The organism is Pseudomonas sp. ME-P-057 (assembly GCF_030208975.1).
In the GTDB taxonomy this organism is placed as follows: Bacteria; Pseudomonadota; Gammaproteobacteria; order Pseudomonadales; family Pseudomonadaceae; genus Aquipseudomonas; species Aquipseudomonas lutea.
In genome coordinates, this window is record NZ_JARVSX010000011.1 from 166,621 (window position 1) to 181,997 (window position 15,377).

Annotated in this window: 12 protein-coding genes and 1 pseudogene; 8 read left to right on the plus strand and 5 right to left on the minus strand. The window is 60.9% G+C overall.

Features of this window, described 5'->3' with window-relative positions:
• Nucleotides 1-395 precede the first annotated feature (395 nt).
• On the plus strand, nucleotides 396-1,310 hold the full coding sequence (locus tag QRN48_RS05075) for a LysR family transcriptional regulator (protein ID WP_037009717.1): 915 nt from the start codon (nucleotides 396-398) through the stop codon (nucleotides 1,308-1,310).
• 117 nt (nucleotides 1,311-1,427) lie between these two features.
• Here the strand turns inward: QRN48_RS05075 and QRN48_RS05080 are convergent, their stop codons facing one another.
• Nucleotides 1,428-2,471 (minus strand): alpha/beta fold hydrolase, encoded by a 1,044-nt coding sequence (locus QRN48_RS05080; protein ID WP_285349238.1) that lies wholly within the window; start codon nucleotides 2,469-2,471, stop codon nucleotides 1,428-1,430.
• A 174-nt stretch (nucleotides 2,472-2,645) separates the two neighbouring features.
• Nucleotides 2,646-3,092 carry an NUDIX hydrolase gene (locus QRN48_RS05085; RefSeq protein WP_191943828.1) on the minus strand — a complete coding sequence of 149 codons (447 nt, stop codon included), beginning with the start codon at nucleotides 3,090-3,092 and terminating at the stop codon, nucleotides 2,646-2,648.
• A 213-nt stretch (nucleotides 3,093-3,305) separates the two neighbouring features.
• Here QRN48_RS05085 and QRN48_RS05090 point away from each other — a divergent pair.
• A pseudogene (locus tag QRN48_RS05090) lies at nucleotides 3,306-3,650 on the plus strand (Fic family protein); the annotation flags it as partial.
• A 157-nt stretch (nucleotides 3,651-3,807) separates the two neighbouring features.
• Here QRN48_RS05090 and QRN48_RS05095 read toward each other — a convergent pair.
• A complete protein-coding gene (locus QRN48_RS05095; RefSeq protein WP_285349239.1) occupies nucleotides 3,808-5,067 on the minus strand; it encodes a type II toxin-antitoxin system HipA family toxin in 1,260 nt (419 codons plus the stop codon).
• The gene (locus tag QRN48_RS05100; RefSeq protein WP_037009709.1) at nucleotides 5,060-5,374 is read right to left on the minus strand and encodes a helix-turn-helix domain-containing protein; all 315 of its coding nucleotides are present in this window, start codon (nucleotides 5,372-5,374) and stop codon (nucleotides 5,060-5,062) included. The genes QRN48_RS05095 and QRN48_RS05100 overlap by 8 nt, the downstream gene beginning before the upstream one ends.
• Nucleotides 5,375-5,739: 365 nt before the next feature.
• Here QRN48_RS05100 and mexE point away from each other — a divergent pair, with 365 nt between their 5' ends.
• The 5 genes from mexE (at nucleotide 5,740) to QRN48_RS05125 (ending at nucleotide 13,585) form a co-directional block, all read left to right on the plus strand.
• Nucleotides 5,740-6,981 (plus strand): multidrug efflux RND transporter periplasmic adaptor subunit MexE, encoded by a 1,242-nt coding sequence (mexE, locus tag QRN48_RS05105; RefSeq protein ID WP_037009707.1) that lies wholly within the window; start codon nucleotides 5,740-5,742, stop codon nucleotides 6,979-6,981.
• 12 nt (nucleotides 6,982-6,993) lie between these two features.
• Nucleotides 6,994-10,185, plus strand: coding sequence for an efflux RND transporter permease subunit (locus QRN48_RS05110; protein WP_285349240.1), 3,192 nt, complete (start codon nucleotides 6,994-6,996; stop codon nucleotides 10,183-10,185).
• Nucleotides 10,185-11,582, plus strand: a complete 1,398-nt coding sequence (locus QRN48_RS05115) for an efflux transporter outer membrane subunit (RefSeq protein WP_191943826.1) — start codon at nucleotides 10,185-10,187, stop codon at nucleotides 11,580-11,582. Before QRN48_RS05110 ends, QRN48_RS05115 begins: the two co-directional genes overlap by 1 nt.
• 200 nt (nucleotides 11,583-11,782) lie before the next feature.
• A complete protein-coding gene (locus QRN48_RS05120) occupies nucleotides 11,783-12,880 on the plus strand; it encodes a tetratricopeptide repeat protein (protein WP_191943825.1) in 1,098 nt (365 codons plus the stop codon).
• A gap of 339 nt (nucleotides 12,881-13,219) precedes the next feature.
• Nucleotides 13,220-13,585: a histone-like nucleoid-structuring protein, MvaT/MvaU family gene (locus tag QRN48_RS05125; RefSeq protein ID WP_037009701.1), complete on the plus strand. Its 366-nt coding sequence runs from the start codon at nucleotides 13,220-13,222 to the stop codon at nucleotides 13,583-13,585.
• A 453-nt stretch (nucleotides 13,586-14,038) separates the two neighbouring features.
• On the opposite strand, the gene QRN48_RS05130 is transcribed toward QRN48_RS05125, so the two are convergent.
• Entirely contained in the window at nucleotides 14,039-14,593 is a 555-nt protein-coding gene (locus QRN48_RS05130) for a DUF4946 domain-containing protein (RefSeq protein WP_285349241.1), read from the minus strand.
• 140 nt (nucleotides 14,594-14,733) lie between these two features.
• On the opposite strand from QRN48_RS05130, the gene gloA reads away from it, so the two are divergent.
• Nucleotides 14,734-15,264: a lactoylglutathione lyase gene (gene gloA, locus QRN48_RS05135; protein WP_037009699.1), complete on the plus strand. Its 531-nt coding sequence runs from the start codon at nucleotides 14,734-14,736 to the stop codon at nucleotides 15,262-15,264.
• Nucleotides 15,265-15,377 lie beyond the last annotated feature (113 nt).

Below are 15,377 nucleotides of genomic sequence, written 5' to 3' on the forward strand. Positions count from 1 at the left end.
ACATGCCTGCCATCGATTGTGATGGCGACGGCGGCTGCCGGATCTGCGTCGACCGTCCCGGGCCTGCAGGGCGCACATTGTTGTGTGCCTGTGGCGACATTGCAACCCGGCGCCGTGAAACGCCGGGTTGTACGCGTGCGCCCTGCTCTGCACCGGTCCAATTTAGCTGGATTACAAATGGCCAGTATGTAGGGTTGGGTCGCTTTCTGCTCGCAAGGTTCACATGACACGCCTGGACGTACGGCAAAAGCCCGCGAGAAACGCATTTACACTGCTGTAGGAAAATTCAACAATGCAGACCGCCGGTATTTACCCGTAATATCCTTGGCTGAGCTGAACACGTGGCGCGCGTCTGGGCCGCCCATGAATCGACCAATGTCCCCGAGACCCCCGTCATGAATCGCAACGACCTGCGTCGCGTTGACCTCAATCTGCTCATCGTTTTTGAAACACTGATGCATGAACGCAGCGTCACCCGCGCCGCCGAGAAGCTGTTTCTCGGCCAGCCGGCGATCAGCGCAGCGCTGTCGCGTCTGCGCGGGCTGTTCGACGATCCACTGTTCGTGCGCACGGGGCGCAGCATGGAGCCAACCGCACGAGCGATCGAGATCTTTGGTCTGCTGTCCCCTGCGCTCGATTCCATCTCAACCGCTGTCAGCCGCGCGGCAGACTTCGATCCGGCCACCAGCACCGCCGTGTTCCGCATCGGCCTGTCCGATGAGGTCGAATTCGCCCTGCTGCCCCCGCTGCTCAAGCGCCTGCGCTCGGAGTCGCCGGGGATCGTGCTGGTGGTGCGCCGGACCAACTACATCCTCATGCCCGCCCTGCTGTCGTCGGGCGAAATTTCCATTGGCGTGAGCTATACCGATGATTTGCCGGCCAACGCCAAGCGCAAAGTGCTGCGCCGCAGCAAGCCCAAACTGCTGCGCGCCGACACCATGCCGGGGCCAATCACCCTGGACGACTTCTGCGCACGGCCCCATGCACTGGTGTCCTTCGCCGGCGACCTGGGCGGCTTCATCGACGAGCACCTGGAACAAATCGGACGCAAACGCCACGTCGTGCTGGCGGTTCCGCAGTTCAACGGGCTGGCGACGCTGATTGCCGGAACCGACATCGTTGCCACCGTGCCGGACTACGCGGCTGCCGTGCTGACGGCTGCGGGCGGTGTGCGCTCGGAAGAACTGCCGATCGAATCTCGCACGTTTGAACTGCACATGGCCTGGCGCGGCTCGCAGGACAACGATCCTGGGGAGCGTTGGTTGCGGTCGCGGATTCAGATGTTTTTTGGGGATCCTGACAGCCTTTGACACCCTGCCCGCAGCGCAGGTGAGCGCTTTGCAATCCCCACCCCCTGACTCGGATCGAAGCTCACCGAGCTCTAATCCGAGGTCTTCTCACGGCGCGGGCACCATTTCTAAAACCCGCTAAACCCTCATCTTCCGCCCAAGAAACTCCCGAATGTATGCCGCAACCTCCGGTGCATGGGTCTCCAGCGCGAAATGCCCGGTGTCCAGCAAGTGCACCTCGGCATCTGGAATATCTTTGCGAAACGCCAGTGCTCCGGGCGGGATGAACGCTGGATCGTGCTTGCCCCACACGGCCAGCAACGGCGGCTGATGCTGACGCAGGTACGCCTGAAATGCCGGGTAGGCCGAGACGTTGGAGCGGTAGTCGAGGATCAGGTCCAGCTGGATATCTTCAGCGCCAGGCCGTGCCATGTACAGAATGTCCAGGTTGTAGCCGTCGGGCGACAGTTTCTGCGGGTCCGCACCGGTGCCGTACTGCCAGTCGCGAATAGTGGCCGGCAACAATGACGGCCGACAGGCTTCCCGGTTGGCCGGTGTGGAGTCGCGCCAATAGGCTTGCCACGGATCCCACTGGTCGCTGAAGCCTTCGAGATACGCATTGCCGTTCTGGCTGATGATCGCCGTGACCCGTTCCGGGTGGGCGGCCGCAAGGCGCAAGCCGACGGGCGCCCCGTAATCAAATATGTACAGTGCATAACGGCTCAACCCCAGCGCCTCGGTAAAGCCCTCGATGACTTTGAAGAGGTTGTCGAAGGTGTAATCAAACGCGCCCCGAGCGGGGGTAGTGGTGTTGCCAAAACCAGGCAAGTCAGGCGCGATCACACGGTATTGGCTGGCCAGCAACGGCATCAGGTTACGGAACATGTGGCTTGAAGTCGGAAAGCCGTGCAGCAGCAGGAGCACCGGGGCATTTTTTGGTCCGGCTTCGCGGTAGAACACCTCGACATCGCCGACCTGCTGCTTGTGGAAGGTGACACGAAAAGCATCATCGAATGCTGTGGCATTGCCTGTCTCGGGAGGATGCTGGCTGGCCGCCGCGCTCACAAACGAACTGCTCAAGACAGACGCGGCGCCTGCGCCCGCCACAGCGACTCGAAGCACTTTGCGCCGACTGACGCCGGGGTTGCCGTTACCGGAATTGGCTGGATCAAACGTAGTCATTGAATGGCTCGCACTGGATGAGTTCACCTCATGCTATTTGCCATCCTCGCTAGCGTGAATCACCAGAACATTCAATGCACTGTTGCTGATCCTGAAACGCTGGCGGTCCGATCTCCTCTCCCCGTCACTGTCATCCAGGCCCTGATGGCAATGATCCAGGCAGGCCTGCTTCCTTTATTCGAGAAGAGACAGCGACCGCAGCATTTCGTGAAGCCCTTCCGGCACCAATACGCCGTCGCGACGCAGGCTCTCGCTGTCCCGCCACTGCGCCTGGATGCGGTCGCCATTACTTTCGTGTCCTTCCAGACCGCATTGGTCGTAAACCCTCAGATCGCTGAACTGCGCGTCGTAGACTTGAACGAACTCGTGGCCCGGTTTACCTAAATAGGTGAACAGGCTTTCCAGCGTCCCGAGCAAACGAACGTCGTGGATCGGCAGGTCCAGTTCCTCGCGGATCTCCCGGACGATGGCGTCGGCGCTGTGCTCGCCGAACTCAATGCCGCCGCCCAAAGGCCGAAACAGTGTTTGCTGCTTCACGGCGTCCGGAAACGCATTAACCAGGATTTTGCCTTGATGGGAAAAGACGCAGATAGCGATGTGACGTATGCGGGGCTGAGGCATGGGTTTCCGTTATAGACAGGGGCTGATGAGAGCGGGTGAAACCGACTCCTCGCCAAGAAAGCACCCAGCATCACATCTCAAAGCTTAGAGTGACAACACCGGCCCCTCCCGGCTAAAGCCAGTCCCATTCGAGCAGCGCACGCTTCTGTTACTGTTTTCGCGTAACATCCCTGTCCAGTTATCGTTTTTCACGGCTGATTAAGGATTTTGACTATGCAGGCAGGCTTCACCACGCTCGCCGAGCGCTACGCACTCTCGCTTGCGCAGCCCCTGCGCGTCGAATCAGTGATCGGAACAACGCGCGTCAGCCGTGAGAGCAACGGCCATGTAGAGAACAGATACCCCGCCAGCTACCAACCGCTGGACACGTTTGCGGGCCATTTCGAGTTTGGGCTCAAGTACGAAGACATCCACCTCGAGTTTTTTGCCCGCCTGTTTGCAGCGGTTGGCCCGGAGCCTGTCGAGGCTTGGTGTCGACAGGCACCTTATGGCCAATATGCCCGTCGCGCCGGGTTCCTGTACGAGTGGCTGACCGGGCAGCAGCTGGATGTGCCCGAGCACCGACCCCTTCCCGGCGAAAGCCGGTCCCACTGGAACAGCGCGGTCCCACTGGGGCACTGGCTGCGTCAGCTAGCTGGGTTGTGACCTCGAACGTGGGACCGGCTTATGGCGGGGCTGGAACCTCGAATGTGGGACCGGCTTTAGCCGGGAAGCGTCAACGCAGCAACGCAACGTTCTCGTCGATCCGTCCCTGAATAGCCTTCAACGTTTCGCCTCGGATCAACCCGGGATGGATCTGCCGGGCAATCGTCGCGAACTGAAGGGCGACCTCACAGACAGCGTCGATCACAACGCCCGCTGCTTGCGCCGACATCTCGGCTTCTTCACCAAGCCGGAGCATCGCGTTTCGATCGATCGCCAACGCCTCGCCCAGCACGTCCATCTGGTGATACCCGCCCGGGCCTTCGCAGAAGGTCAAGTCATACGCAGGCGCCAGCGACCAGGCGCCAGTGGCCGACATGAGGTAAGCGAAGTTCTTCGGATGATCGTCGCGGTTGTTGAACGCGACGTTGAACACGGCGCGCTCGTACGCAATGGCTTTTTCACGGACGTCGTTGGTGCACAGTTGCGTCGCGCGCAGAAAATTGACGTAGTCCAGTGACCCGGGCGAAGTGTAGTCCGCGCCGGTGAACGCGGCGAGGCTTTGCATCGGCACTCGGCTGCCGTTGACCCGGTCGAATCGGCGGCTGGCGAACGCCGCCAGGCCGCCGGGCAAAGTGAAGTGCTGCGTATCGGGCGTGCGAATGCCGCACCGGCGCAGGCATTCGGCATACACGCTTTCAATTGCGCAGACTTCCGGGTGCTCGCCTTTGGCAGGGAATTTGATCAGCCAGGCTTCGAATTCTGGCGTGGCGGCCGTGGTGAATGCGCCGGTGGCACCGTTGCGGTAAACCAATGCCTTGGGCCTGGCGCCCTGGGGTGAGCCGCCGACGAGCATCAAGGTGTGCAGAAATTCGCCTCCGTCTCCCTGCACCACCTCCTGAATCTCGGCGGCCAGCAACTCGATCGGGACATGGGGTTGTGACATCTGCCCTTCCGGCGCGACGGGTTCAAACGACATCGCCCCCATGGCCGTGTCGCCAATATAAGCCAGCCGCTCCAGTGGCCCGATGCGCGCCGCATTCAGCTGACGACGTCGGAACAATCGGTCCATCAGCAACATGCCCCAGCCATCGGGTAACGCATCGTAGACGGGCCCCGGCAACGCGAGTTGGTGCGCCGGAAAGTTTCGACGCAAGCGCGGGCCGTCCAGTGGCAGCGTGAAGCCCGACAGCTCCAGACCGCTGGCGCGAGCCTGATCGCTGTATTCAAAGACGATCTGCGGGCGTCCGGTCAGGGCGGTGGTGGAGACCAGCGTCCCCCACAACCAGCGCTCATCCCAGCCGTTGTAATAAACATCGATCCGCTCAAGCATCGCCCGATTTCCTTATGCGGCGGCGCGCGGCAGCGCCTTCATAGCGGCGGATGTCATCAAGGCTGTCGAGCCTGGGCATGAACAGCCCTTCGAGCTCCTTCGTGCGCCCCAGAACCATGGCCACGCGAACCAGATTCTCAAAACCGACATTGCGCCCGGCCTCAAGGTTTGAAACGGTGTTGACCCCGACCCCCGCGCGGCTGGCCACGTCGGCCTGGGTCATTTCCAGCGCAAGCCGCTCGGCGCGCAAACGCGCGCAGAGGCGGGTGACGATCTCACTGGGTTTGCTGAAGCTTAAGTCCAACATTTGGGGCTCGATGATTGAGGGCGCTGTTCGTTGCAGTATAGAGCTGAGTCCGCTCTACTTCCAAAATATAACTCCAAGATGCTGGGTATTAAGCGGCTATTCCCGGTTTAAGACACAAGATAATGGATTTATCTGCGGAGGGAGTTTGAAATGTCTGCTTGTCCTGCGTCACGCCGGGGCAGTAATACCGCGTCAATGAACACCTCCATCCGGAACTAGCGCATGGGCCGCTGTGTCCCATGCCAGAGCCCCCGCATCAGCTGAATATCATTACGGCTGATAGTTACCTTCGTGTCATTCGATTCGTGCAATAAAACCCCCGAGAACAGAATCCGCCCATCTCAATAACATCGGCGGATTTTTCCATGCTTCAGTCTTTAACTCCTTTGCGCTATCCCCTCGCCGCGCTGGCCCTGGTGGTCATCAGCGCCTGCGGCCGGACGCCTGAAGCGACGGTTGCCCCGGCAGCGGCCAAAGTCAACGTGGCCAAGGTGCTCGAACAGCCGGTCAACGAGTGGGACGAAGTCACGGCCCGCCTTGAGGCGCCGGAAACCGTGCAGGTGCGTCCGCGTGTGTCGGGCCAGATCGACGCCGTCGCGTTCACCGATGGCGAACTGGTGAAGAAAGGCGACCTGCTGTTCCAGATCGACCCGCGCCCGTTTGAAGCGGAAGTGCATCGTCTCGAAGCACAACTGCAGCAATCCAAGGCCGCAGCCCAGCGCAGCACCAACGAAGCCCAGCGTGGCGAACGGCTGCGCACCAATAACGCGATCTCCGCCGAACTCGCCGATTCGCGTACCACCACCGCCCAGGAATCCAAGGCCGCCGTCGCCGCCATTCAGGCACAGCTTGACCTGGCGCGCCTGAACCTGAGCTTTACCCGTGTGACGGCGCCGATTACCGGTCGCGTCAGCCGTGCCGAGATCACGGCGGGCAACATCGTTACCGCCGACCAGACGATCCTCACCAGCCTGGTCTCGACGGACAAGGTCTACGCCTACTTCGACGCCGACGAACGCGTGTTCCTCAAGTACAACCAGTTGGCGCGCGACGGCAAACGCAGCGCGACCACGCCGGTGTATATGGGCCTGTCCAACGAAGTCGAAAACCCGCACCTGGGCCAGATGAACTTCGTCGACAACCAGGTCAATCCGCGTACCGGTACCATTCGCGGGCGCGCCGTGTTCGACAACAGCAAGGGCGAGTACACCCCGGGCCTGTACGCCCGCTTGAAGCTGGTCGGCAGCGGCACTTACTCGGCGATGCTGATCAAGGACGAAGCCGTGGGCACCGACCTGGGCAAGAAGTTCGTGCTGGTGGTGGACAAGGACAACAAGGCGATTTATCGCAGCGTCGACCTGGGGCCGAAGCTTGAAGGCCTGCGCATCGTGCGCAGCGGCCTGAGCAAGGACGACCGCATCGTTGTCACCGGCCTGCAGCGCGTGCGTCCGGGTTCGCCGATTGACCCGCAAGACACGCCGATGGCCACCCCTGAAACAATTTCCGCACTGCAACAACAACGCCAGGCCTTTGAAGCCAGCAACCCACCGAAGGCGCCGTCGAAGCTCGACGCCAAGGTCGCTGCTTCCGCCACGCCACGCGGTTAAGGGACACATTCAATGAATTTCTCCAAGTTCTTCATCACGCGACCGATCTTCGCGGCGGTGCTTTCGCTGCTGATCCTGATCGCCGGTGCCATCTCGCTGTTCCAATTGCCGATCAGTGAATACCCGGAAGTCGTGCCCCCGACCGTTGTGGTCCGTGCCAACTTCCCTGGCGCCAACCCCAAAGTGATTGGCGAAACCGTTGCCGCGCCGCTTGAACAGGCGATTACCGGCGTCGAGAACATGCTCTACATGTCCTCTCAGGCGACCGCCGACGGCAAGCTGACCCTGACCATCACCTTTGCGTTGGGGACCAACCTCGACACCGCGCAGGTGCAGGTGCAAAACCGGGTCACCCGGACAGAGCCCAAGCTGCCCGAAGAAGTAACGCGCATCGGCATCACCGTCGACAAGGCCTCGCCGGACCTGACGATGGTGGTCCACCTGACCTCGCCGGACAAGCGCTACGACATGCTGTACCTGTCCAACTACGCGGTGCTCAACATCAAGGATGAGCTGGCGCGCCTGGGCGGTGTCGGCGACGTGCAGTTGTTCGGTATGGGCGACTACTCGCTGCGTGTCTGGCTCGACCCCAGCAAAACCGCTTCGCGCAACATCACTGCGACCGATGTGGTCAATGCCATCCGCGAGCAAAACCGTCAGGTAGCCGCCGGTCAACTGGGCGCACCGCCCTCCCCGAGCGCCACCAGCTTTCAGATGTCGATCAACACTCAGGGCCGTCTGGTCTCCGAAGAAGAGTTTGAAAACATCATTGTTCGCGCCGGCGACAACGGTGAAATCACCCGGGTCAAGGACATTGCCCGCGTTGAACTGGGCTCCAGTCAGTACGCCCTGCGCTCGCTGCTGAACAATCAGCCCGCAGTCGCCATCCCGATCTTCCAGCGCCCTGGCTCGAACGCCATCGACATTTCCAATGAAGTGCGCGCCGAAATGGAGCTGCTGAAGAAGAGCTTCCCGGAAGGCATGGACTACAGCATCGTGTATGACCCAACCATCTTCGTGCGCGGCTCCATCGAAGCGGTGGTTCACACGCTGTTCGAAGCGCTCATCCTGGTTGTTCTGGTGGTGATCCTGTTCCTGCAGACCTGGCGCGCCTCGATCATCCCGCTGGTCGCTGTACCGGTGTCGCTGATCGGTACATTTGCGGTCATGCACCTGTTCGGCTTCTCGCTCAATGCCCTGTCGCTGTTCGGACTGGTACTGGCGATCGGTATCGTCGTCGACGACGCCATCGTGGTCGTGGAAAACGTCGAGCGGAACATCGAACTCGGCCACGCGCCGATGGAAGCCACCCAGATCGCCATGCGCGAAGTGACGGGACCCATCATCGCTACAGCGCTGGTGCTGTGTGCGGTGTTTATTCCGGCGGCGTTCATCTCCGGCCTGACCGGGCAATTCTATAAACAGTTCGCGTTGACCATCGCCATCTCGACGGTGATCTCGGCCTTCAACTCCCTGACCCTGTCGCCTGCACTGGCGGCGGTGCTGCTGCGCGCTCACGATGCGCCCAAGGACCGCTTTTCGCGCGTGCTCGACAAGTTGTTCGGTGGCTGGCTGTTCCGCCCTTTCAACCGCTTCTTCGTCAAGGCCAGTAACGGCTATGTAAATTCGGTCGGCCGGGTGATCCGCTTCAGCGGTGTGGCGCTGGTGGTGTATGTCGGCCTGATTGTCATGACCTGGCTGGGCTTTTCGACCACGCCAACCGGTTTCGTACCGGCGCAGGACAAGCAGTATCTGGTGGCGTTTGCCCAGCTCCCGGACGCCGCGAGCCTGGACCGTACCGAGGAAGTGATCAAGAAGATGTCCGCGATCGCCCTGGAACAACCGGGCGTAGAAAACGCGATTGCCTTTCCGGGCCTGTCGATTAACGGCTTCACCAACAGCCCGAACTCCGGCATCGTCTTCGTCGCACTCAAGTCCTTTGAAGACCGCAAGGGGGCCAGCAAGTCCGCCGGTGCAATTGCCGGTGCGTTGAACGGCAAATACGCAGGTATCGAAGAAGCCTACATGGCGATCTTCCCGCCGCCGCCGGTACAGGGCCTGGGCACGATCGGCGGCTTCCGTCTGCAGATCGAAGACCGTGGCAACCTGGGTTACGACGAGCTGTACAAAGAGACGATGAACATCATCGGCAAGAGCCGCAGCGTGCCGGAACTGGCTGCGCTGTTCACCAGCTACACCGTTAACGTGCCGCAGGTCGATGCCGCCATCGACCGTGAAAAAGCCAAGACCCTCGGCGTGCCGATCAGTGACATCTTTGACACGCTGCAGGTTTATCTTGGCTCGCTGTACGCCAACGACTTCAACCGTTTCGGTCGGACCTATCAGGTCAACGTGCAGGCTGAACAGCAGTTCCGTCAGGACGCCGAACAGATCGGTCAGTTGAAAGTGCGCAACAACCGCGGCGAAATGATCCCGCTGGCGACGCTGCTCAACGTCACCAACACTTCGGGCCCGGACCGCGTCATGCACTACAACGGCTTCATCACCGCCGAAATCAACGGCGCCGCTGGCCCAGGCTACAGCTCGGGTCAGGCGCAGGTGGCGATGGAAAAACTGCTCAAGGAAGAACTGCCCAACGGCATGACCTACGAGTGGACCGACCTGACCTACCAACAGATCCTGTCGGGCAACACTGCCTTGCTGGTCTTCCCGCTCTGCGTACTGCTGGCATTCCTGGTACTGGCCGCGCTGTATGAAAGCTGGAGCCTGCCGCTGGCGGTGATTCTGATCGTACCGATGACCCTGCTGTCCGCCATTGCCGGTGTGATCATTGCCGGCAGCGACAACAACATCTTCACCCAGATCGGCCTGATCGTACTGGTGGGCCTGGCGTGCAAGAACGCGATCCTCATCGTCGAGTTCGCCAAGGACGAGCAGGACAAGGGCAAGACCCCGCTCGAAGCGGTACTGGAAGCCTGCCGTCTGCGTCTGCGGCCGATCCTGATGACCTCCTTCGCGTTCATCATGGGTGTGGTTCCGCTGGTGCTTTCCAGTGGTGCCGGTGCAGAGATGCGTCATGCCATGGGCGTGGCGGTGTTCTCCGGGATGCTCGGGGTGACCTTCTTCGGTCTGCTGCTGACGCCGGTCTTCTATGTCCTGATTCGCAACTACGTGGGACGCAAAGAGGCACGCAAGGCGGCCAAGGCTCAACGCGTTCAGACCATCGCTCCGGAGGCTCATTGATGAAGGCTGTAAAACTGTTCCTGCCGAGCCTGCTGGTCCTGGCGCTGGCGGCCTGCGCCGTCGGCCCGGATTACAAAAAGCCCGAGACCGCGGCGGCCAATATCCAGGCTGCCACACAGCGCAACTACGACCGCAGCCACATCGAAACCATCTGGTGGCAGCAGTTCGACGATCCGACCCTGAACAAACTGGTCGCCGAATCGCTGCAGGGCAACCGTGAGTTGCGCGTCGCCTTTGCACGCCTGAAGGCCTCAAGGGCCATCCGTGACGACATCAGCAACGACGCCATGCCGGTCGTGACCAGCCGCGCCAGCAGCCAGATCGGCCGCTCGCAAGTGCCGGGTGAAACCGAGCACCGGGTCAATCAGGAACGCTACGACCTGGGGCTGGACATGGCCTGGGAACTCGACCTGTTCGGGCGCATTCAGCGTGAGCTGGAAGCCAGCGATGCAGATCAACAGGCCGCCGAAGCGAACCTGTACCAGCTGCAGGTGACGATGATCGCCGAACTGGTGGATGCCTACGGACAGCTGCGTGGCGCTCAACTGCGCGAGAACATTGCCCGGGACAACCTGAAGAACCAGCAGGAATCGCGCAGCGTCACCGCACAACTGCGTGACGAAGGCGTGGGCAACGAGCTCGACGTGGTGCGTTCCGACGCACGTCTGGCCGCGGTGGAAGCGACCATCCCGCAGCTGCAGGCTGAACAGGTTCGCCAGCGCAACCGCATTGCCACCCTGCTCGGCCAGCGTCCGGACGCCATGACCGTGAGCCTCGCCCCGGCCAAGCTGCCGGCGATCTCCAAGGCTCTCCCGATCGGTGACCCGACCAAGCTGCTGGAAAACCGTCCGGACGTGCTCAGTGCCGAGCGACAACTGGCGGCGCAGACTGCACGCATTGGTGTGCAAACGGCCGACCTGTTCCCGCGGGTCAGCCTGAGCGGCTTCCTGGGCTTTACCGCCAGCCGCGGTTCGCAGATCGGCTCCGGCGCGGCGGCGGCATGGGGCCTGGGTCCGAGCATCACCTGGGCCGCTTTTGACCTGGGCAGCGTGAGGGCGCGTATTCGCGGCGCCAACGCCGATGCCGAAGGCGCGCTGGCCAACTACGAGCAGCAAGTGCTGCTGGCCCTGGAAGAAACCGAGAACGCCTTCAGCGACTACGACAAGCGTCAGCAGCGTCTGGTGTCGCTGGTGCGGCAGAGTGAAGCGAGTCGTTCGGCGGCCAATCTGGCAAACATCCAGTACCGCGAGGGCACGGCTGACTTCCTTGTGCTGCTTGACGCCGAACGTGAGCGCCTGGCGGCCGAGGACAGCCAGGCGCTGGCCGAGATCGATCTGTACCGGGGCATCGTTGCGATCTACAAAGCCCTGGGCGGTGGTTGGCAACCAAACGCCTGATCGGCACGCAGATGGCGGAACTGCCGAGCCGAGGCCGTTCTGCTGACCTCAAAAAGCCCCGGACCCGCAAGGTTCGGGGCTTTTTTCTGGCGGGTGTCGATCGCTCGCCCGCGCAACGAGAGGCCTGATGAACGACCTCAGCGTTTGACACCCGGCGGTGTCTCCCCGAAGCTGCTGCTCACGCAAACACGGAAACCGATATGTCTGAATCGTCTTCCCGGCGCACACCTGACCCGCTGGGGGCCCGACGGCGCTGGCAGGTGGCACTTGCGCTGGCGCTGTTGCTAATGGTCATCGGCCTCGGGCTGCTGGTTCGTAACTGGCATGCGCCGCCTGCCGCCCCGCAGGTCAATCACAGCTACGCCGAAGCGCTGGAGCAGGCTCACGGCGGCAGACCGGGCGCTGCCCGCGTGCTGTATCAGCAATTTACCCGCACCGACCTGTCCGACATCCGCCGTGCCGGGCTGCTCGCCGAACTGGTCAATTACCCGGGCCCGCAGGCGCTGAAGATTCTGCGTGGCGACCTCAAGCGCCCTGCTCCGCTGGTTCAGCAAACGGCGATCCAGGCCGTGACAGCCATGTTGCCTGAAGCTCAGCGCAGCCTGCTGCTCGGCCCGCTGCTCGAGGACCCTGACCCGTCAGTGCGCTTCGGCGCTGTAGAGGCATTGCTGGACCTGAGCCCGGATGATCTGGGTCTTTACTACGGCGCGCTGCAGGAGGCGGCCCGGCAGTACGAACAGGCCCTGAACGCTCAGGTACCGAGCGCCTCCCGCCAACTCGCGCTGTCCCGGCTCTACATCAACGACGGCGCCCCGCAAAAAGCAATCGAGGCGCTGCAGGTGGCAACCCGTCTGGAGCCGGACAATCTCGAGGCCGGGCTGGCGCTGGTGCTGTTGCTTGACCGTCAGGGGCAAACCGATCGCTCGCGCCAGCTACTCGCACAGTGGCTGGAAAAACACCCGCAGTCGTCCATGGCCCAGCACGCCCTCGGCCAATGGCTGCTGCGTCATCAACAGAATGAATATGCCCTGCTCGCCTTGACCCGGGCCATCGAACTTGAACCCGACAACACCGCTTATCGCTATGACCTTGCCGTGGCGCTGCACGACCTCGACCAGCTGGAAGCTGCACAGCGCCAGCTTGAGGACATCCTCAAGCGCGAACCCGCTGACCGTCGTGCGAGGATCCTGCTGATCCGCTATTGGAAAGACGCCGGACAATTGCAAAAAGTACAGGTGCTGCTGGCGGAGCTGGAGCAGTTGAACGCCGATGACCCGGCGCTGCAGCAAGGCCTTTAGCCGCACAGTTTCCAATAACGCCAAAGTATAAGAAATTACTTACAACGCTTTACGCCTATTATTGGATTTTTGTCAGACCGGTTTGGGCGCCAGCGGCTGTTTGATTTAACAATTAACCACCGCCTATTTTACAACTCCGAAAAAAAGTGCATTATTTGCCCGCACCCCACTGAACTACCTGTCTTGCTCCGACCCTCATCGTCATCAAGTTAGTGTCGGCAGTCGGATCCGATTCAACAGCCGGACAGGCAGCGGGGAAACCACAGGCAGTGACACTGACACGGTCACACACTTGCTTGCGTTGGGCTGACAACAGCCATTTATTGCCGGAGTACCATTTTGTCCAGACTTGCCGAATTTCGCGCAGCAGAAAAAGCCCTTCAGGAGCAGCTGGCCCAGCTGGAACACCTGAAGAATGATGCCGGATTGAAGAAGGAAATCGAGTTTGAGCAGCAGCTCAAGGCCCTGATGAGCACGTACGACAAGACTTTGCGCGACATCATCGCCATTCTCGACCCTGGCACCGCCACTCATGGCACGACCCCGGCCGCACCAAAACGCCGCCGACCGCGGGTGGTCAAGGTTTACCAAAACCCACACACCGGGGAAGTGATTGAAACCAAGGGCGGCAACCACCGCGGTTTGAAGTCGTGGAAACTACAATACGGCGCTGAGTCAGTGGATTCCTGGTTACGCGGTCGTTAGTCATGTGTTCCGTCGCCACAAGAAAGTTCTGCTGGCAGGGCTTCCTTGTGGGACTTTTAACCGATGAGTGACTCACTGAGTGTTCCGATTAAAGTCTTGTTCAACCCATGACTTTACGGGCAATGAATCACAGTTTTGATATCCAACCTGACAATTAGCTGAACAGCTTTCTATTAATACATCCCAGCGCTCTTAATGATTCACCGGTTTATAGCATGCTCAGTCATCGTCCCTCATTGGGACAGAGACTTCGATAACCAAAATTCGCTTACGGCCGGAAAGCTGGCCAAGGGCCTCTAGTGCGCGGAAATTTAAAAGGTGAACGGAGGCTGAACGGCACCTGAGCTTCACGTTTTTTTCACACCGGTTTGTAGAGGATAGAGGCTGCTAAAGGATTAGCGCCCCAATGCCCGCTTCGGCGGGCTTCTTTATGCCTGCGATTTGTGTGTGCCTCTAGGGCGCTTCACCCAGGCGCAGCGAATTCCTGATGTGCATCACCTGATCCTTGTTGGCCGCGTAGCCCTCAGCCGAGCCGGCATAGGACAACGACCACGCCAGCGCCGGGCTTGCCGCAGCCACCAATGTCTGCGTCATGACATGGTTGCCGTTCTGGGTGATTGTGCAGGTGGTTTCCATCGCCGGAATATCGCTCAGCGTACTGTCCTTCATTCGTGTGCAGACGCTTTGAAACCCGCCCCTGGCGAAATTCACCTGCACCGCCTTGCGCATTGCCAACAGCACTCCCTGTACGTTGACCGCATGACCGGGCTCCAGCCGGGTCTGTGTCAACTCGACGACCATGGCCGGGTCACCGTTCTGATCGTTTTTCACCGCGCGCTGTCGTAACTGCACGGCCGGCTGGCCCTCACTTGCCGGCGGCTGGGGCAGCGATTCGACCTCCCAGCCTTCGGGCCAGAGGATCATCGCGTCGGCCGACATGGCAACGCCCGGAAGGATCAGCAGTAAAGAAACAGCAGCGCGGACGCATAAGCGCAGTGTGGAAGGCATGAGCGATACCTGAATGGCGAGCCGCCAAGTGTGAGCCGCGCGCTCAGCGCCGACAAGCCGCGCTTTGGAAGTTTGGCGTTTGGCGCGCCACGCTTGAGCCCGTATCATTACGCAACATTTTAGCGTTAACGGAGACAACCATGAGTCTGAACGACCTCAACACCTTCCCTGGCGTCACGGCCAGCCCGGACGCCTCGACCGCAAAATTCGTGTTCAACCACACCATGTTGCGGGTCAAAGACATTACCGCCTCCCTGGACTTCTACACCCGGGTACTGGGTTTCAGTCTGGTGGAAAAACGTGATTTTCCGGAAGCTGAATTCAGCCTGTACTTCCTGGCGCTGGTTGACAAGGCGCAGATTCCGCAAGACGACGCCGCGCGCAACGTCTGGATGAAAGGCATTCCGGGTGTGCTCGAACTGACCCACAACCACGGCACTGAAAAAGACCCCGAGTTCGCTTACCACAACGGCAACACCGACCCGCGCGGCTTCGGTCACATCTGCATTTCTGTGCCCGACGTGAAGGTGGCGTGCGCGCGCTTTGAAGAGTTGGGGGTGGATTTCCAGAAACGCCTGACCGATGGCCGCATGAAGAGCCTGGCGTTTGTGAAGGACCCGGACGGTTACTGGGTCGAGATCATCCAGCCCACGCCAGTGTCGGGCGACTAAACGCGACGTCAGTGGGACCGGCTTCAGCCGGGAAAGACCGAAGGGTTTCGATGCGGCCTGACGCGCTCCCTGCCAAGGCGGTCCTGCAAGCTACGGGTCTGGAGGCTGAAGCC